The sequence below is a fragment of the Pseudomonas sp. SHLD1 genome (assembly GCF_028640935.1).
In the GTDB taxonomy this organism is placed as follows: Bacteria; Pseudomonadota; Gammaproteobacteria; order Pseudomonadales; family Pseudomonadaceae; genus Chryseomonas; species Chryseomonas aestiva.
Genome location: NZ_JAQZAD010000017.1, coordinates 1 through 16,762, shown reverse-complemented (window position 1 = coordinate 16,762; position 16,762 = coordinate 1). Strand labels below are relative to the sequence as shown.

General features: G+C 59.2%; 30 protein-coding genes. All 30 read right to left on the bottom strand.

Annotation, left to right across the window (positions count from 1 at the left end; genetic code table 11):
* Positions 1-104: 104 nt before the first annotated feature.
* Complete coding sequence (locus tag PVZ77_RS13610; RefSeq protein WP_273806759.1) at positions 105-1,562, bottom strand: catalase; 1,458 nt, start codon at positions 1,560-1,562, stop codon at positions 105-107.
* 192 nt (positions 1,563-1,754) lie between these two features.
* Positions 1,755-2,144 (bottom strand): 50S ribosomal protein L17, encoded by a 390-nt coding sequence (gene rplQ, locus PVZ77_RS13605; protein WP_007161227.1) that lies wholly within the window; start codon positions 2,142-2,144, stop codon positions 1,755-1,757.
* A gap of 44 nt (positions 2,145-2,188) precedes the next feature.
* Positions 2,189-3,190 (bottom strand): DNA-directed RNA polymerase subunit alpha, encoded by a 1,002-nt coding sequence (locus PVZ77_RS13600; protein ID WP_017640290.1) that lies wholly within the window; start codon positions 3,188-3,190, stop codon positions 2,189-2,191.
* Positions 3,191-3,212: 22 nt separating this feature from the next.
* Positions 3,213-3,833 carry a 30S ribosomal protein S4 gene (gene rpsD / locus PVZ77_RS13595; protein WP_017640289.1) on the bottom strand — a complete coding sequence of 207 codons (621 nt, stop codon included), beginning with the start codon at positions 3,831-3,833 and terminating at the stop codon, positions 3,213-3,215.
* A 16-nt stretch (positions 3,834-3,849) separates the two neighbouring features.
* Positions 3,850-4,239 (bottom strand): 30S ribosomal protein S11, encoded by a 390-nt coding sequence (rpsK, locus tag PVZ77_RS13590; RefSeq protein WP_003281811.1) that lies wholly within the window; start codon positions 4,237-4,239, stop codon positions 3,850-3,852.
* A gap of 30 nt (positions 4,240-4,269) precedes the next feature.
* Positions 4,270-4,626 (bottom strand): 30S ribosomal protein S13, encoded by a 357-nt coding sequence (gene rpsM / locus PVZ77_RS13585; RefSeq protein ID WP_017640288.1) that lies wholly within the window; start codon positions 4,624-4,626, stop codon positions 4,270-4,272.
* A gap of 130 nt (positions 4,627-4,756) precedes the next feature.
* Positions 4,757-4,873: a 50S ribosomal protein L36 gene (gene rpmJ, locus PVZ77_RS13580; protein WP_002555468.1), complete on the bottom strand. Its 117-nt coding sequence runs from the start codon at positions 4,871-4,873 to the stop codon at positions 4,757-4,759.
* A gap of 30 nt (positions 4,874-4,903) precedes the next feature.
* Entirely contained in the window at positions 4,904-6,235 is a 1,332-nt protein-coding gene (gene secY, locus PVZ77_RS13575) for a preprotein translocase subunit SecY (protein ID WP_273806713.1), read from the bottom strand.
* Positions 6,236-6,670 (bottom strand): 50S ribosomal protein L15, encoded by a 435-nt coding sequence (gene rplO / locus PVZ77_RS13570; RefSeq protein WP_133860559.1) that lies wholly within the window; start codon positions 6,668-6,670, stop codon positions 6,236-6,238.
* A 3-nt stretch (positions 6,671-6,673) separates the two neighbouring features.
* Positions 6,674-6,856, bottom strand: a complete 183-nt coding sequence (gene rpmD / locus PVZ77_RS13565) for a 50S ribosomal protein L30 (protein WP_007161233.1) — start codon at positions 6,854-6,856, stop codon at positions 6,674-6,676.
* 2 nt (positions 6,857-6,858) lie between these two features.
* Entirely contained in the window at positions 6,859-7,359 is a 501-nt protein-coding gene (gene rpsE, locus PVZ77_RS13560) for a 30S ribosomal protein S5 (RefSeq protein ID WP_007161234.1), read from the bottom strand.
* A 3-nt stretch (positions 7,360-7,362) separates the two neighbouring features.
* Positions 7,363-7,713, bottom strand: coding sequence for a 50S ribosomal protein L18 (rplR, locus tag PVZ77_RS13555; protein ID WP_007161235.1), 351 nt, complete (start codon positions 7,711-7,713; stop codon positions 7,363-7,365).
* Between the two features lie 10 nt (positions 7,714-7,723).
* On the bottom strand, positions 7,724-8,257 hold the full coding sequence (rplF, locus tag PVZ77_RS13550; RefSeq protein WP_017640286.1) for a 50S ribosomal protein L6: 534 nt from the start codon (positions 8,255-8,257) through the stop codon (positions 7,724-7,726).
* Positions 8,258-8,268: 11 nt separating this feature from the next.
* On the bottom strand, positions 8,269-8,661 hold the full coding sequence (gene rpsH, locus PVZ77_RS13545; protein ID WP_017640285.1) for a 30S ribosomal protein S8: 393 nt from the start codon (positions 8,659-8,661) through the stop codon (positions 8,269-8,271).
* A 162-nt stretch (positions 8,662-8,823) separates the two neighbouring features.
* Positions 8,824-9,129 carry a 30S ribosomal protein S14 gene (gene rpsN / locus PVZ77_RS13540; protein ID WP_017640284.1) on the bottom strand — a complete coding sequence of 102 codons (306 nt, stop codon included), beginning with the start codon at positions 9,127-9,129 and terminating at the stop codon, positions 8,824-8,826.
* Between the two features lie 13 nt (positions 9,130-9,142).
* Entirely contained in the window at positions 9,143-9,682 is a 540-nt protein-coding gene (rplE, locus tag PVZ77_RS13535; RefSeq protein WP_007161239.1) for a 50S ribosomal protein L5, read from the bottom strand.
* A gap of 19 nt (positions 9,683-9,701) precedes the next feature.
* The gene (gene rplX, locus PVZ77_RS13530) at positions 9,702-10,016 is read right to left on the bottom strand and encodes a 50S ribosomal protein L24 (RefSeq protein WP_017640283.1); all 315 of its coding nucleotides are present in this window, start codon (positions 10,014-10,016) and stop codon (positions 9,702-9,704) included.
* A gap of 12 nt (positions 10,017-10,028) precedes the next feature.
* Positions 10,029-10,397 (bottom strand): 50S ribosomal protein L14, encoded by a 369-nt coding sequence (gene rplN, locus PVZ77_RS13525; protein WP_007161241.1) that lies wholly within the window; start codon positions 10,395-10,397, stop codon positions 10,029-10,031.
* A gap of 12 nt (positions 10,398-10,409) precedes the next feature.
* On the bottom strand, positions 10,410-10,676 hold the full coding sequence (rpsQ, locus tag PVZ77_RS13520; protein ID WP_007161242.1) for a 30S ribosomal protein S17: 267 nt from the start codon (positions 10,674-10,676) through the stop codon (positions 10,410-10,412).
* A gap of 2 nt (positions 10,677-10,678) precedes the next feature.
* On the bottom strand, positions 10,679-10,870 hold the full coding sequence (rpmC, locus tag PVZ77_RS13515; RefSeq protein ID WP_007161243.1) for a 50S ribosomal protein L29: 192 nt from the start codon (positions 10,868-10,870) through the stop codon (positions 10,679-10,681).
* Entirely contained in the window at positions 10,870-11,283 is a 414-nt protein-coding gene (gene rplP, locus PVZ77_RS13510) for a 50S ribosomal protein L16 (RefSeq protein ID WP_017640282.1), read from the bottom strand. The genes rpmC and rplP overlap by 1 nt, the downstream gene beginning before the upstream one ends.
* Positions 11,284-11,295: 12 nt before the next feature.
* Entirely contained in the window at positions 11,296-11,985 is a 690-nt protein-coding gene (gene rpsC, locus PVZ77_RS13505) for a 30S ribosomal protein S3 (protein WP_007161245.1), read from the bottom strand.
* A 13-nt stretch (positions 11,986-11,998) separates the two neighbouring features.
* Positions 11,999-12,331, bottom strand: a complete 333-nt coding sequence (rplV, locus tag PVZ77_RS13500; RefSeq protein ID WP_007161246.1) for a 50S ribosomal protein L22 — start codon at positions 12,329-12,331, stop codon at positions 11,999-12,001.
* 12 nt (positions 12,332-12,343) lie between these two features.
* Entirely contained in the window at positions 12,344-12,619 is a 276-nt protein-coding gene (gene rpsS / locus PVZ77_RS13495) for a 30S ribosomal protein S19 (RefSeq protein WP_007161247.1), read from the bottom strand.
* An 18-nt stretch (positions 12,620-12,637) separates the two neighbouring features.
* Positions 12,638-13,459, bottom strand: coding sequence for a 50S ribosomal protein L2 (gene rplB, locus PVZ77_RS13490; protein ID WP_007161248.1), 822 nt, complete (start codon positions 13,457-13,459; stop codon positions 12,638-12,640).
* Positions 13,460-13,471: 12 nt separating this feature from the next.
* Positions 13,472-13,771, bottom strand: coding sequence for a 50S ribosomal protein L23 (rplW, locus tag PVZ77_RS13485; protein WP_007161249.1), 300 nt, complete (start codon positions 13,769-13,771; stop codon positions 13,472-13,474).
* Positions 13,768-14,370 (bottom strand): 50S ribosomal protein L4, encoded by a 603-nt coding sequence (rplD, locus tag PVZ77_RS13480; RefSeq protein ID WP_017640279.1) that lies wholly within the window; start codon positions 14,368-14,370, stop codon positions 13,768-13,770. The genes rplW and rplD overlap by 4 nt, the downstream gene beginning before the upstream one ends.
* Before the next feature lie 13 nt (positions 14,371-14,383).
* The gene (gene rplC, locus PVZ77_RS13475; RefSeq protein WP_007161251.1) at positions 14,384-15,019 is read right to left on the bottom strand and encodes a 50S ribosomal protein L3; all 636 of its coding nucleotides are present in this window, start codon (positions 15,017-15,019) and stop codon (positions 14,384-14,386) included.
* Between the two features lie 84 nt (positions 15,020-15,103).
* Positions 15,104-15,415 carry a 30S ribosomal protein S10 gene (rpsJ, locus tag PVZ77_RS13470; RefSeq protein ID WP_003243886.1) on the bottom strand — a complete coding sequence of 104 codons (312 nt, stop codon included), beginning with the start codon at positions 15,413-15,415 and terminating at the stop codon, positions 15,104-15,106.
* A gap of 171 nt (positions 15,416-15,586) precedes the next feature.
* On the bottom strand, positions 15,587-16,762 hold a 1,176-nt coding region (tuf, locus tag PVZ77_RS13465; RefSeq protein WP_273806711.1), incomplete at its 5' end, for an elongation factor Tu.

Genomic DNA, 16,762 nt, shown 5'->3' with positions numbered 1-16,762 from the left:
CTTAGCATTGCGACGTCGCAAGTGGCGTCCGAGACAGCCTTTCCCGCACTTTTTTACCGGCGAAAAAAAGCCCGGCATCCGCCGGGCTCCTTCTACCTCCCAGGTCAGGCCACTTCGCTGGGATCCATCCCCAGTCCCTTGGCGATACCCATGCCATAGGCAGGATCGGCCTTGAGGAAGTGACCGATCTGCCGCAGCTGGACATCCCGGGTCACCGAAGCCATGGCACCGACGATATTGTCGATCAGCAACGCCTGCTGGTCCGCGTTCATCAGGCGGAACAGCGCACCGGCCTGACTGTAGTAATCCTCGTCCACCCGGTGGTCGTAGCGATCGGCCGGACCGGCGAAATTCAGTGCCGGCTCGCGATACTGCGGCGCCTGCCTGGGCGTATGGCCATAGCTGTTGGGCTCGTAGTTCGGCTGGGAACCGCCATTGCCATCGAATCTCATGGCCCCGTCACGCTGGTTGTTGGCATAGGGACAGCGCGGCGCATTGACCGGCAACTGCTGGTAGTTGGTTCCCACCCGATAGCGCTGGGCATCGGCATAGGCGAACACCCGTCCCTGCAGCATGCGGTCCGGCGACAGGCCGATGCCCGGCACCACGTTGCTTGGCGCGAAGGACGCCTGCTCCACCTCGGCGAAGTAGTTCTGCGGATTGCGATTGAGCTCCAGCAGGCCAACCTCCTGCAAGGGATAGTCCTGCTGTGACCAGACCTTGGTCACGTCGAAGGGATTTTCGGCGCGACCGGCCGCTTCCTGCTCGCTCATCACCTGGATGCACAGCTTCCAGCGCGGGAATTCGCCGCGTTCGATGGCCTGGAACAGGTCGCGCTGGCTGTAGTCCGGATCGCTCCCGGCCAGACGTGCGGCCTCGGTCGGCGCCAGGTTCCTGATCCCCTGCTGGCTCTTGAAGTGAAACTTCACGAAGTGCCGGTCGCCCTGGGCATTGATCAGGCTGAAGGTATGGCTGCCGAATCCATGCATGAAGCGATAGCCATCCGGAATGCCGCGATCGGAAAACAGGATGGTCACCTGATGCAGCGATTCCGGCGACAGCGACCAGAAGTCCCACATCATCTGCGGACTTTTCAGATTGCTCCAGGGATCGCGCTTCTGGGTGTGGATGAAGTCGGGAAACTTGAGCGGATCGCGGATGAAGAACACCGGGGTGTTGTTGCCGACGATGTCCCAGTTGCCTTCCTCGGTGTAGAACTTGAGGGCGAAGCCACGCGGATCGCGCTCGGTATCCGCCGAGCCGCGCTCACCGCCCACGGTGGAAAAGCGCAGGATGGTCTCGGTTTGCTTGCCGACGCTGGCGAACAGCTTGGCGCTGGAGAGGTGGGTGATGTCCTGGGTGACGGTAAAGGTGCCATAGGCCGCGGAACCCTTGGCGTGCACGCGTCGCTCGGGAATGACCTCACGATTGAAGTGGGCCAGCTTCTCGATCAGATGGAAGTCGTCGAGCATCAGCGGACCGCGTGGGCCGGCGGTACGGGAATTCTGGTTGTCGGCCACCGGAATGCCGCTGGCGGTGGTGAGGATCTTGGTATCGGTCACAGGCTGTCTCCCTTTGCATAGTGCTTGCTGATAGCGTGGGAGAAGTATCGCCAAGGCAATACTTTAGGACTAATTTATTGATCCTAGCATCCTGATAGAAAATACAAGTCGACAGAGACTGCCTGGAGTCCGGCCAAACGGCAGGCATGAAAAAGCCGGGCAAGAGCCCGGCCTTTTCCAGAACAGCGCTACTTATTCAGCAGCTTGTTCTACGGTGCCGCCGACCGGACGGTCGATCAGCTCGACGTACGCCATGGGCGCATTGTCGCCAGCGCGGAAGCCGCACTTCAGAATACGCAGGTAGCCACCCGGACGGTTGGCATAGCGCTTGCCCAGGTCGTTGAACAGCTTGCCAACGGCAGCTTTCGAACGAGTGCGGTCGAAAGCCAGACGACGGTTGGCGACGCTGTCTTCCTTGGCCAGGGTGATCAGCGGCTCGGCAACGCGGCGCAGTTCCTTGGCTTTCGGCAGGGTAGTTTTGATCAGCTCGTGCTCGAACAGCGACACAGCCATGTTCTGGAACATGGCCTTGCGATGTGCGCTCGTGCGGCTCAGATGACGACCACTTTTACGATGACGCATGATTGAAATTCCTTCCCAAACTATCGTTCGGTGAACAATGACGATCAGGCAGTAGCCTTGTCGTCCTTCTTAAGGCTTGCAGGGGGCCAGTTGTCCAGGCGCATACCGAGCGACAGACCACGCGAGGCCAGAACGTCCTTGATTTCGGTCAGGGACTTCTTGCCCAGGTTCGGGGTCTTGAGCAGCTCCACTTCGGTACGCTGAATCAGGTCACCGATGTAGTAGATGTTCTCCGCCTTGAGGCAGTTGGCCGAACGAACGGTCAGTTCCAGATCGTCCACCGGACGCAGCAAGATCGGATCGATCTCGTCTTCCTGCTCGACCACGACCGGCTCGCTGTCGCCCTTGAGGTCGACGAAGGCTGCCAGCTGCTGCTGCAGGATAGTGGCGGCACGACGGATGGCTTCTTCCGGATCCAGGGTACCGTTGGTTTCCAGGTCAAGCACGAGCTTGTCCAGGTTGGTACGCTGTTCGACCCGGGCGTTTTCCACCACATAGGCCACGCGACGAACCGGGCTGAACGTAGCATCGAGCTGAAGACGACCGATTGCGCGGGTTTCGTCTTCTTCGCTCTGACGCGCATCGGCGGGCTCATAGCCACGACCGCGAGCGATTTTCAGCTTCATGTTCAGCGAACCGTTGTCCGCCAGGTGGGCGATGACGTGATCGCCGTTGACGATCTCGACGTCGTGATCGACCTGAATGTCAGAGGCCAGAACCGGCCCCTGACCTTTCTTGCTCAGGCTCAGGGTGACTTCGTCACGGCCGTGCAACTTGATGGCCAGACCCTTGAGATTGAGCAGGATCTCGATCACGTCTTCCTGCACGCCTTCGATGGCGCTGTACTCGTGCAGAACACCGTCGATCTCTGCTTCGACTACCGCGCAGCCAGGCATGGAGGACAACAGGATACGCCGTAGCGCGTTGCCCAAGGTATGGCCGAAACCACGCTCGAGAGGCTCGAGGGTGATCTTGGCACGGGTCTGACTAACCGCCTGCACATCGATATGGCGGGGGGTCAGGAACTCATTTACCGAACTCTGCATGGATGCACCTACTTTCTAGCCCTTACTTGGAGTAGAGCTCGACAATCAGGTTTTCGTTGATGTCGGCGGAGAGATCACCACGGGCCGGCACGCTCTTGAAGGTGCCTTCCTTTTTCTCGGTGCTCACTTCGACCCACTCAACCCGGCCACGCTGGCCGCACAGCTCGAGAGCTTGAGCGATACGCAGCTGGTTTTTGGCCTTTTCACGGACCGCGACGACGTCGCCGACCTTGACCTGATAGGAGGGAATGTTGACGGTCTGACCGTTGACGGTGATCGACTTGTGGGAGACCAGCTGGCGCGATTCAGCGCGAGTGGCACCGAAGCCCATGCGATACACCACGTTGTCCAGACGGCATTCGAGCAGTTGCAGCAGGTTTTCACCGGTAGCGCCCTTGCGACGGGCAGCTTCCTGGTAGTAACCGGCGAACTGACGCTCGAGGACGCCATAGATACGGCGGACTTTCTGCTTTTCACGCAGCTGCAGACCGTAGTCGGACAGACGACCGCGACGCTGACCATGCTGGCCAGGAACGGTTTCCAGCTTGCACTTCGAGTCGAGGGCACGAGCGCCGCTCTTCAGGAAGAGGTCAGTGCCTTCGCGGCGGGACAGTTTGCACTTGGGACCAATGTAACGAGCCATTTCTCACTGTCTCCTATTACACGCGACGCTTCTTCGGCGGACGGCACCCGTTATGCGGGATAGGCGTCACGTCGGTGATGCTGGCGATCTTGTAACCACAGGCATTCAGGGCGCGAACAGCGGACTCACGGCCGGGGCCGGGACCTTTGACGTTCACGTCCAGATTCTTCAGACCATATTCCAGAGCGGCTTGGCCGGCACGTTCGGCTGCAATCTGGGCAGCGAACGGGGTGCTCTTACGGGAGCCACGGAAGCCGGAGCCACCGGAGGTCGCCCAGGACAATGCATTGCCCTGACGATCGGTGATGGTCACGATGGTGTTGTTGAAAGACGCATGGATGTGGGCGATGCCATCAACCACTGTCTTTTTGACTTTCTTACGAGGACGAGCAGCAGGTTTTGCCATGACTAGATTCCTGTCGATTCGCGGATGCGATTACTTGCGGATCGGCTTGCGCGGGCCCTTGCGGGTACGGGCATTGGTCTTGGTGCGCTGACCACGGACCGGCAGACCACGGCGGTGACGCAGACCGCGGTAGCAACCCAGATCCATCAGGCGCTTGATGTTCATGTTGATTTCGCGGCGCAGGTCACCCTCGGTGAGGATTTTGGCGACCTCGTTACGCAGCTGATCGACCTGCTCGTCGCTCAGTTCTTTGATCTTGGCGGTCGGCTGGATGCCGGTGGCCGCGCAGATCTTCTGAGAGGTGGTGCGACCGACACCATAGATGTAGGTCAGCGAGATAACAGTGTGTTTGTTATCTGGAATGTTGACGCCTGCAATACGGGCCATTCAGAAAAACTCCAATTGACAGCTACCGACGCCCCGGAAGCCAAGAAAAGGGCGCGCGATATTAACGCTGTAGGAACAAATGATCAACCCGGCAGCACACTAGCTGCCGGGTTAGACGCGTGATTCACACTCAGCCTTGGCGCTGCTTGTGACGCGGTTCAGCGCTGCAGATCACTCGCACGACGCCTTCGCGGCGAATGATCTTGCAGTTACGGCACAGCTTCTTGACCGATGCACGAACTTTCATGACAACTCCTCTAACCTTACGGGTAACGGATCAGCGCATCATGCCGCCGCCGTAGCCCTTCAGGTTGGCTTTCTTCATCAGGGACTCGTATTGATGAGATACGAGATGGGATTGGACCTGAGACATGAAGTCCATGACCACTACCACCACGATCAGCAACGACGTCCCACCGAGATAGAACGGCACGTTCGCCGCGACCACCAGGAACTGGGGCAACAAGCACACCGCCGTCATGTACAGGGCACCGAACATGGTCAGTCGGGTCAGCACGCCATCGATATAGCGTGCGGACTGCTCACCAGGACGAATACCCGGGATGAACGCTCCGGATTTCTTCAGGTTCTCGGCCACGTCCTTGGGGTTGAACATCAGCGCCGTATAGAAGAAGCAGAAGAAGATGATCCCTGCACTAAACAGCAAGATGTTCAGCGGCTGACCGGGGGCGATGGCCTGAGCCACGTCCTGCAACCAGCCGAGACCTTCGGACTGACCGAACCACGAACCGAGCGATGCCGGGAACAGCAGGATGCTGCTGGCGAAGATCGCCGGGATGACCCCGGCCATGTTCACCTTGAGCGGCAGATGGCTGTTCTGCGCCGCGAAGACCTTGCGGCCCTGCTGACGCTTGGCGTAGTGCACGGCAATGCGACGCTGCCCACGCTCGATGAACACCACGAAGGCGATGATGGCAACCGCCACCACACCCACCATGATCAGCGCGAAGATGTTGATATCGCCCTGCCGTGCCGACTCGAAGGACTGCCCGATGGCGCGGGGCAAGCCCGCGACGATACCGGCGAAGATCAGCATCGAGATGCCATTGCCGATACCGCGCTCGGTGATCTGCTCACCCAGCCACATCATGAACAGCGCGCCGGCGACAAACGTGGTGACAGCGACGAAATAGAAGCTGAAGCCCACGCTGAACGCGACGCCCTGACTGGCGAGTCCTACCGACATCCCGGTGGCCTGAACGAGCGCCAGAACCAGCGTGCCGTAACGGGTGTACTGGCTGATCTTGCGACGACCAGACTCACCCTCTTTCTTCAATTGCTCCAGCTGTGGGGTGATCGCGGTAAGCAGCTGCATGATGATCGAGGCCGAGATGTACGGCATGATCCCCAGTGCAAAGATGCTCATCCGCTCCAGCGCACCGCCAGAGAACATGTTGAAGAGGCTAAGAATGGTCCCCTCGTTCTGCCTGAACAGTGCGGCCAGCTGATCGGGATTGATACCCGGAACAGGGATGTGCGCACCGATCCTGTAGACGATGATCGCCAGGAACAGGAATCGGAGGCGGGTCCACAGCTCGGACATACCACCGGTCTTGCTGAGCGCAGAGAGAGCACCTTGCTTAGCCATTTATTCCTCGATCTTGCCGCCAGCTGCTTCGATGGCTGCACGTGCGCCCTTGGTGGCACGAATGCCCTTCAGGGTGACGGCACGAGTGACGTCGCCGGACAGCACAACCTTGACACGCTTGATGTCGCGGCTGATCACATTGGCGTCTTTCAGCGCCTGCAGATCGACCACATCGACATCGACCTTGGCCAGCTCGGAGGTACGAACCTCGGCACGGTCCAGGGCTTTCAGCGAGACGAAGCCGAACTTCGGCAGACGACGGTGCAGCGGCTGCTGGCCACCCTCGAAACCGGGGGCAACCTTGCCACCGGAACGGGAGGTCAGACCCTTGTGGCCGCGGCCACCGGTCTTGCCCAGGCCGCTACCGATACCACGACCGGGACGCAGCTTCTCGCGGCGAGCGCCGGGAGCGGAACGCAGATCATTCAGTTTCATGACTTAACCCTCCACACGCAGAAGGTAGTAGGCCTTGTTGATCATGCCGCGATTTTCAGGGGTGTCCTGAACTTCGACGGTGTGACCGATGCGACGCAGGCCGAGACCCTTGACGCAAGCCTTGTGATTGGCCAGACGGCCGTGGACGCTCTTGATCAGCGTGACCTTGACGGTTGCGTTAGCCATGATCAGAGAATCTCCTCGACGCTCTTGCCACGCTTGGCAGCAACAGCTTCCGGCGCCTGCATGTGCTTGAGACCTTCAAAGGTCGCGTACACAACGTTTACCGGGTTGGTGGAGCCGTAGCACTTGGCCAGGACGTTCTGCACACCAGCGACTTCCAGGACGGCGCGCATGGCACCACCGGCGATGATGCCGGTACCGTCGGAAGCGGGCTGCATGTACACCTTGGAGGCGCCATGGGCGGCCTTGACCGGGTACTGCAGGGTGGTGCCGTTCAGATCCACCTGGATCATGTTGCGGCGAGCAGCTTCCATAGCCTTCTGGATGGCGGCAGGCACTTCACGGGCCTTGCCACGGCCGAAGCCAACGCGGCCTTTGCCATCGCCAACCACGGTCAGAGCGGTGAAGGCGAAGATACGGCCGCCTTTCACGGTTTTGGCTACGCGGTTAACTTGAACCAGCTTCTCGATATAGCCTTCGTCGCGCTTTTGATCGTTATTTGCCATGACTTAGAACTCCAGCCCGCCTTCACGAGCAGCGTCGGCCAGCGCTTTGACGCGACCATGGTACTTGAAGCCAGAACGATCAAAGGCCACCTGGGTAACGCCAGCGGCCTTGGCACGCTCGGCGACCAGCAGACCAACTTTCTTGGCCGCCTCGACGTTGCTGGTAGCGCTTTCGCGCAGTTCTTTGTCCAGCGTAGAAGCGCTGGCCAGGACCTTGCTGCCATCGGCCGCGATGACCTGGGCATAGATGTGCTGGGAAGAGCGGTACACGCACAGACGGACCACTTCCAGCTCGCGCATCTTCAGGCGAGCCTTGCGAGCGCGACGCAGTCGGGTTTCTTTCTTGACGGTCATTTGCTATGCCCTACTTTTTCTTGGCTTCTTTACGGTGGACGACTTCGTCGGCATACCGTACACCCTTGCCCTTGTAAGGCTCCGGCGGACGGAAACCACGAATCTCAGCCGCAACCTGGCCGACCAGCTGCTTGTCGATACCCTTGATCAGGATTTCGGTCTGGTTGGGGGTTTCTGCGGTGATGCCTTGCGGCAGGTCGTAGTCCACAGGGTGAGAGAAGCCCAGAGCGAGGTTCAGCACCTGACCTTTGGCCTGGGCCTTGTAGCCCACACCGACCAGTTGCAGCTTGCGCTCGAAGCCCTGGCTGACGCCGACCACCATGTTGTTGACCAGGGCACGGGTAGTGCCGGCCATCGCACGGGTCTGCTGATCGCCATTGCGAGCAGCGAAACGCAGCTCACCGGACTCTTGAGTGACTTCAACGGACGGATGGACCTTCAGTTCCAGAGCGCCCTTGGCACCCTTGATCGAAAGAGCCTGACCGGCCAGATTAACTTCGACGCCTGCAGGCAGTCTTACCGGGTTTTTAGCAACGCGAGACATGCTGATTCCCCTTAGAAGACTGTGCAGAGCACTTCGCCGCCAACACCAGCAGCACGGGCCGCGCGATCAGTCATCACACCTTTGTTGGTGGAAACGATCGACACACCCAGACCGCCACGCACTTTCGGCAGCTGGTCAACGGCTTTGTACTGGCGCAGACCGGGACGGCTGCTACGCTTCAGCTCTTCGATGACAGGCTTGCCTTCAAAGTACTTCAGCTCGATGGACAGCGACGGCTTGGATTCCGCGCTGACCTGAAAATCCGCGATGTAACCTTCGTCCTTGAGGACTTTGGCAACGGCAGCCTTCAGCTTGGAAGAAGGCATGCTCACAACGGCCTTTTCAGCCATCTGGGCATTACGGATACGAGTTAGCATGTCTGCTAACGGGTCCTGCATACTCATGGGCTATTAGCTCCTAATACAGAAATTGAGCCTACCGGCTCTCAAAATCACCCCTCGGCAATAGGCCGATTCGGGCGAGCCGAGCATTCTAGACATCGGCCTGAAACGAATCAAGCCCCAAAAGGGGCTTGATTCAATTACCGCGATGAAAGGCGCGAGCTGTTACCAGCTGGCCTTCACCAGGCCGGGCACGTCACCGCGCATGGCTGCTTCACGCAGCTTGATGCGGGACAGACCGAACTTGCGGTACACGCCGTGCGGACGACCGGTCAGGCGGCAGCGGTTACGCATGCGACTGGCGCTGGCGTCACGGGGCTGCTTCTGCAGGGCGACCTGGGCATTCCAACGATCCTCGGGGGAGGCGTTGACATTACCGATGGTCGCCTTCAGCTCGGCGCGCTTCTTGGCGTACTTGGCAACCGTCTGCTGACGCTTCAGCTCGCGGTTAATCATGCTTTGCTTAGCCATCTGAAGACCTCAATCAGTTACGGAACGGGAAGTTGAACGCGCGCAGCAGCGCACGGCCTTCCTCGTCGGTACGAGCGGTGGTGGTCAGGGTGATGTCCATACCACGCAGCGCATCGATCTTGTCGTAATCGATTTCCGGGAAGATGATCTGCTCTTTCACGCCCATGCTGTAGTTGCCGCGACCATCGAAGGACTTGGCATTCAGGCCGCGGAAGTCACGCACGCGCGGCAGGGAGATGGACAGCAGACGATCCAGGAATTCATACATGCGATCGCTACGCAGGGTCACCTTGACGCCGATCGGCCAGCCTTCGCGGATCTTGAAGCCAGCAATGGAATTGCGGGCATAAGTCACGACCGGCTTTTGACCAGCGATCTTTTCCAGGTCAGCTACAGCGTTGTCGATGATTTTCTTGTCACCGACTGCTTCGCCCAGACCCATGTTCAAGGTGATCTTGGTGATGCGCGGAACTTCCATCACGTTACCCAGCTGAAGCTGCTCTTTCAGCTTGGGCGCGATTTCCTTCCGATAAATCTCTTTCAATCGAGCCATGGTGATCTACCTAGCAGCTTCAGGCCTGGACCGCTTTTTGGGTCGACTTGAAGATACGAATCTTCTTGCCGTCTTCGACTTTGAAACCAACGCGGTCAGCCTTGTTGGTCTCGGAGTTGAAAATGGCAACGTTGGAGACATGCAGAGGGGCTTCTTTCTCTACGATGCCACCCTGAACACCCAGCATGGGGTTGGGCTTGGTGTGGCGCTTGATCAGGTTGACCCCACCAACGACCAGACGGTCATCGGCGAGCACCTTCAGCACCTTGCCACGCTTGCCCTTGTCCTTGCCGGCAATGACGATTACCTCGTCGTCACGACGAATCTTTTGCATGTCGGCTACTCCTTACAGCACTTCGGGGGCAAGGGAGACGATCTTCATGAACTTCTCGGAGCGAAGTTCACGGGTCACCGGCCCAAAGATACGGGTGCCAATCGGCTCTTGCTTGTTGTTCAGCAGAACCGCGGCGTTGCCGTCGAAGCGGATGATGGAACCGTCGGTGCGGCGGACGCCGTGCTTGGTACGCACGACGACTGCAGTCATCACCTGACCTTTCTTCACCTTGCCGCGCGGAATTGCTTCCTTGACGGTGACTTTGATGATATCGCCAATGCCGGCGTAACGGCGGTGGGAACCGCCGAGCACCTTGATGCACATCACGCGACGAGCGCCGCTGTTGTCGGCGACGTCAAGCATGGATTGAGTCTGGATCATGGCTCTCTACCCTTATACCTGAACGGCGCGCTCGACGACGTCAACCAGGGTCCACGCCTTGGTCTTGGCCAGCGGGCGGGTTTCGCGAATGGTGACCAGGTCACCAATGCGGCACTGATTGGTTTCGTCGTGAGCGTGCAGCTTGGTGGAACGCTTCACGTATTTGCCGTAGATCGGGTGCTTGACGCGACGCTCGATCAGTACGGTGACGGTTTTGTCCATCTTGTCGCTGACCACTCGGCCGGTCAGCGTACGGACAGTTTTTTCAGCTTCAGCCATGATCACTTACCTGCCTGCTGGTTCAGCACAGTCTTGACGCGAGCGATGTCGCGCTTCACTTGCGAGAGCATGTGAGACTGACCCAACTGGCCAGTTGCCTTCTGCATACGCAGATTGAACTGGTCACGCAGCAGGTTGAGAAGCTGCTCGTTCAGCTCCTCTACGGATTTCTCACGCAAATCTTTCGCTTTCATCACATCACCGTCCGCTTAACAAAGGAGGTTTCGAGCGGAAGCTTGGCAGCGGCCAGGGCAAATGCCTGACGAGCCAGATCCTCGGAAACACCCTCGATCTCGTACAGGACCTTGCCCGGCTGGATCTGGGCTACCCAGTACTCGACACTACCCTTACCTTTACCCATCCGCACTTCGAGAGGCTTCTTGGTGACAGGCTTGTCAGGGAAGACGCGGATCCAGATCTTGCCGCCACGCTTCACGTGACGGGTCAGCGCACGACGTGCGGATTCGATCTGGCGAGCGGTCAGACGGCCACGGCCGACAGCCTTCAGCGCGTACTCGCCGAAGCTGACCTTGCTACCGCGATGAGCCAGACCACGGTTGTGGCCGGTCATCTGCTTGCGGAATTTTGTACGCTTGGGTTGCAGCATGTTGCGTACTCCTTACTTAGCAGCAGCTTTTTTGCGCGGAGCCGGGGCGACGGGCTTGAGCTCTTCCTGGCGGCCACCAATGACCTCACCCTTGAAGATCCAGACCTTCACACCGATCACACCGTAAGTGGTGTGAGCTTCCGCAGTGGCGTAGTCGATATCGGCACGCAGGGTGTGCAGGGGCACACGACCTTCGCGATACCACTCGGTACGGGCGATTTCAGCACCGCCCAGACGACCGCTCACCTGAATCTTGATGCCTTTGGCACCAATGCGGATCGCGTTCTGCACGGCGCGCTTCATGGCACGACGGAACATCACACGACGCTCAAGCTGCTGCGCAACACTCTGCGCAACCAGGGCACCGTCGAGCTCCGGCTTGCGGATCTCTTCGATGTTGATGTGCACAGGCACACCCATTCTTGCGGTCAGGTCCTGACGCAGCTTCTCGACATCCTCACCTTTCTTGCCGATCACGATACCGGGACGGGCGGTGTGGATGGTGATGCGTGCGGTTTGAGCCGGGCGATGAATATCGATACGGCTTACGGACGCGCTTTTTAGTTTGTCCTGGAGGTACTCACGAACCTTCAGGTCGGCCAGCAGATAGTCCGCATAAGTGCGCTTATCCGCGTACCAGACCGAAGTGTGCTCCTTGACGATACCCAGGCGAATGCCATTGGGATGTACTTTCTGACCCATCTGATCGACTCCGTTACTTGTCCGCAACCTTGACCGTGATATGGCAAGACCGCTTCACGATGCGATCAGCACGACCTTTGGCACGCGGCATGATGCGCTTGAGCGAACGACCTTCGTTTACGAAGACAGTGGAAACCTTCAGGTCGTCCACGTCGGCGCCTTCATTGTGCTCGGCGTTGGCAACAGCCGACTCCAGCACCTTCTTCATGATTTCAGCGGCTTTCTTGCTGCTGAAAGTCAACAGGTTGAGCGCTTCGCCCACCTTCTTCCCGCGGATCTGGTCGGCGACCAAGCGGGCTTTCTGGGCGGAGATACGAGCGCCCGACAGCTTAGCGGCTACTTCCATCTTCCTTACCCCTTAACGCTTGGCTTTCTTGTCAGCCGCATGACCGCGATAGGTGCGGGTAGCAGCAAACTCGCCGAGTTTGTGGCCGACCATGTCTTCGTTCACCAGAACGGGGACATGTTGACGACCGTTGTGCACAGCGATGGTCAGACCGACCATCTGCGGCAGGATCATCGAACGACGCGACCAGGTCTTGATCGGTTTGCGTTCGTTCTTTTCCACCGCGACTTCGATCTTCTTCAACAGGTGAAGATCGATAAAAGGACCTTTCTTCAGAGAACGGGGCACAGTCGAATCCTCTACTGATTACTTGCCGCGACGGACAATCATCTTGTCGGTACGCTTGTTGGAGCGCGTCTTGAGACCCTTGGTCTTGACGCCCCATGGCGAAACCGGATGACGGCCACCGGAAGTACGACCTTCACCACCACCATGCGGGTGATCGACCGGGTTCATGGCAACACCACGAACGGTCGGACGCACACCACGCCAGCGGGTGGCACCGGCCTTACCCAGCGAACGCAGGCTGTGCTCACCGTTGGACACTTCGCCCAGGGTGGCACGGCACTCGGACAGCACCTTGCGCATTTCACCGCTGCGCAGGCGCACGGTGACGTAGGCGCCTTCACGGGCGACCAGCTGAGCGGAGGTACCCGCGGAGCGAGCGATCTGAGCGCCTTTGCCAGGCTTCAGCTCGATACCGTGGATGGTGCTACCGACCGGCACGTTACGCAGCGGCAGGTTGTTGCCAGCCTTGATGGGCGCGCCAGCGCCGGACAGCAGCTGGTCACCGGCAGCAACGCCCTTGGGGGCGATGATGTAGCGACGCTCGCCATCGGCGTACTTCAGCAGAGCGATGTGTGCAGTACGGTTCGGATCGTATTCGATACGCTCAACGACGGCAGGGATGCCATCCTTGTTGCGACGGAAATCGACCAGACGGTAGTGCTGCTTGTGACCACCGCCGATGTGACGAGTGGTGATACGACCATTGTTGTTACGGCCGCCGGACTTGCTCTTCTTCTCCAGCAAAGGAGCGTAAGGCGCGCCCTTGTGCAGATCAGAGTTGACCACCTTGACCACAAAGCGGCGGCCAGCGGAGGTCGGCTTGCATTTTACGATTGCCATGATGCCCCCTGATTACTCGGCGCTGCTGGAAAAGTCGAGATCCTGGCCCGGCTGGAGCGCGATGTACGCTTTTTTCCAGTCGTTACGCTTGCCCAGACCACGAGCGGTACGCTTGGTCTTGCCCTGGACGTTCAGGGTGCTGACGCTGCGAACCTTGACCTCGAACAGCTGTTCGACGGCCTTCTTGATTTCCAGCTTGGTTGCATCGGTGGCAACCTTGAATACGAACTGCTTCTGGCTGTCCGCCAGCATGGTGGCCTTCTCGGAGATGTGCGGGCCAAGCAGCACTTTGAATACGCGTTCCTGGTTCATGCCAGCAGCTCCTCGAATTTCTTCACGGCGGACACAGTGACCAGCACCTTGTCGTAGGCGATCAGGCTGACCGGGTCGGAACCCTGGACATCACGCACGTCGACGAAAGGCAGGTTGCGGGCGGCCAGATACAGATTCTGGTCGACAGCGTCGGTCACGATCAGCACGTCGCTCAGGCCCAGGCCGTCCAGCTTGCTGACCAGGGTCTTGGTCTTGGGCGCGTCGACGGCGAAGTCGTCAACCACGACCAGACGATCCAGACGGACCAGCTCGGCGAGGATGGAGCGCAGTGCAGCGCGGTACATCTTCTTGTTCAGCTTCTGGCTGTGATCCTGGGGCTTGGCTGCGAAAGCCACGCCACCGGAGCGCCAGATGGGGCTGCGGATGGTACCGGCACGGGCACGACCGCTGCCCTTCTGACGCCAGGGCTTCTTGCCGCCGCCACGGACTTCGGAACGGGTCTTCTGGGCACGGGTGCCCTGACGACCGCCAGCCATGTAGGCCACGACTGCCTGGTGAACCAGGGTCTCGTTGAATTCACCGCCGAAGGTGTGCTCAGAGACTTCGATAGCTTGAGAGCCATTCACATTGAGTTGCATGTTCTCTCTCCTCTCAACCACGGGCCTTGACAGCGGGACGCACGATCACGTCACCACCCGGCGCGCCGGGGACGGCACCCTTGACCAGCAGCAGGTTGCGCTCGGCGTCTACACGCACGACTTCCAGCGACTGAACGGTTACACGCTCCGCACCCAGGTGACCGGACATTTTCTTGCCCTTGAACACTCGACCAGGAGTCTGGCACTGGCCGATGGAACCAGGTGCACGGTGGGAAACGGAGTTACCGTGGGTGTTGTCCTGACCACGGAAGTTCCAGCGCTTGATGGTACCGGCGTAGCCCTTACCTTTGGACTGACCAGTGACATCAACCATCTGACCGGCTTCGAACAGAGCTACGGTAACTTCGTCACCTGCCTTGTACTCACCGTCTTCCAGGCGGAATTCGAGGACGCTACGACCAGCAGCAACGCTGGCCTTGGCGAAGTGACCGGCTTGCGCCTTGGTCACGCGGGAAGCACGACGCTCGCCCACGGTTACCTGAATGGCGCGATAGCCATCGGTTTCTTCGCTCTTGAATTGGGTTACGCGATTCGGCTCGATCTCAATGACCGTGACCGGAACGGAAACGCCTTCTTCGGTGAAAACGCGGGTCATACCGCATTTACGACCGACTAAACCAATCGTCATGTTGAGAACCTCTTGAGTGTACGGGGCTTTCACCCGCTATGGCCGCCCATTTCAGAGCGTTACACGACTGAAACCTTGACGGTCTCAGCCGAGGCTGATTTGCACTTCAACGCCAGCGGCGAGATCGAGCTTCATCAGCGCATCGACGGTCTTGTCGGTGGGCTGAACGATGTCGAGCACACGCTTGTGGGTACGAATTTCGTACTGGTCACGAGCGTCCTTGTTGACGTGCGGAGAAATCAGCACTGTGTAACGTTCCTTGCGGGTAGGCAGAGGAATCGGACCACGCACCTGAGCACCAGTACGTTTCGCAGTTTCTACGATTTCCTGGGTGGATTGATCGATCAGGCGATGATCAAAAGCCTTCAACCGAATACGGATTTGTTGATTTTGCATTTGACCTCAGACTCCAAGCTTTCCTCTCGGACAAAAAGGTGCCCGATTAAAGGAGGCGCAATTCTAAGGATGTCGCCAGCGGCTGTCAAGAACGCCTCTTTTGCCATCTGTCAATTTCACCAGGCAAGAAAAAAGGCCCCTAGGGGCCTTTTTTCGTTTCAGATCAATCGATTACTCGATGATCTTGGCAACCACGCCGGCGCCGACGGTACGACCGCCTTCACGGATGGCGAAACGCAGGCCGTCTTCCATCGCGATCGGAGCGATCAGGGTGACAACCATCTTGATGTTGTCGCCCGGCATCACCATCTCGACGCCTTCCGGCAGCTCGCAGTTACCGGTCACGTCGGTGGTGCGGAAGTAGAACTGCGGACGGTAGCCCTTGAAGAACGGGGTGTGACGACCGCCTTCTTCCTTGGACAGCACGTACACTTCGCACTCGAACTTGGTGTGCGGCTTGATGGTGTTCGGCTTGGCCAGAACCTGGCCACGCTCCACGTCTTCACGCTTGGTGCCACGCAGCAGCACGCCGACGTTCTCGCCAGCACGGCCTTCGTCCAGCAGCTTGCGGAACATTTCAACGCCGGTGCAGGTGGTCTTGACGGTGGCCTTGATGCCCACGATCTCGACTTCTTCCTGGATGCGGACGATGCCACGCTCGACACGACCGGTTACCACGGTGCCGCGACCGGAGATCGAGAACACGTCTTCGATCGGCATCAGGAACGGCTTGTCGATGGCACGCTCGGGCTCGGGGATGTACGAGTCCAGGGTCTCGACCAGCTTGCGCACGGCAGAGGTACCCATTTCGTTGTCGTCGTTGCCGTTCAGCGCCATCAGCGCGGAGCCGATCACGATCGGGGTGTCGTCGCCCGGGAAGTCGTAGGTGTTCAGCAGATCGCGAACTTCCATCTCGACCAGCTCCAGCAGCTCGGCGTCGTCAACCATGTCGGCCTTGTTCAGGAACACGACGATGTAGGGAACGCCCACCTGGCGGGACAGCAGGATGTGCTCGCGGGTCTGCGGCATGGGGCCGTCAGCAGCCGAGCAAACCAGGATCGCGCCGTCCATCTGGGCAGCACCGGTGATCATGTTCTTCACGTAGTCGGCGTGGCCGGGGCAGTCGACGTGCGCGTAGTGACGGATCGCCGAGTCGTACTCAACGTGGGAGGTGTTGATGGTGATACCGCGAGCCTTTTCTTCCGGCGCGTTGTCGATCTGGTCGAAACCACGAGCGGAACCGCCCCAGGTGTCGGCACAGACCTTGGTCAGCGCAGCGGTCAGAGTGGTCTTGCCATGGTCGACGTGACCGATGGTGCCCACGTTCAGGTGCGGTTTGTTACGTTC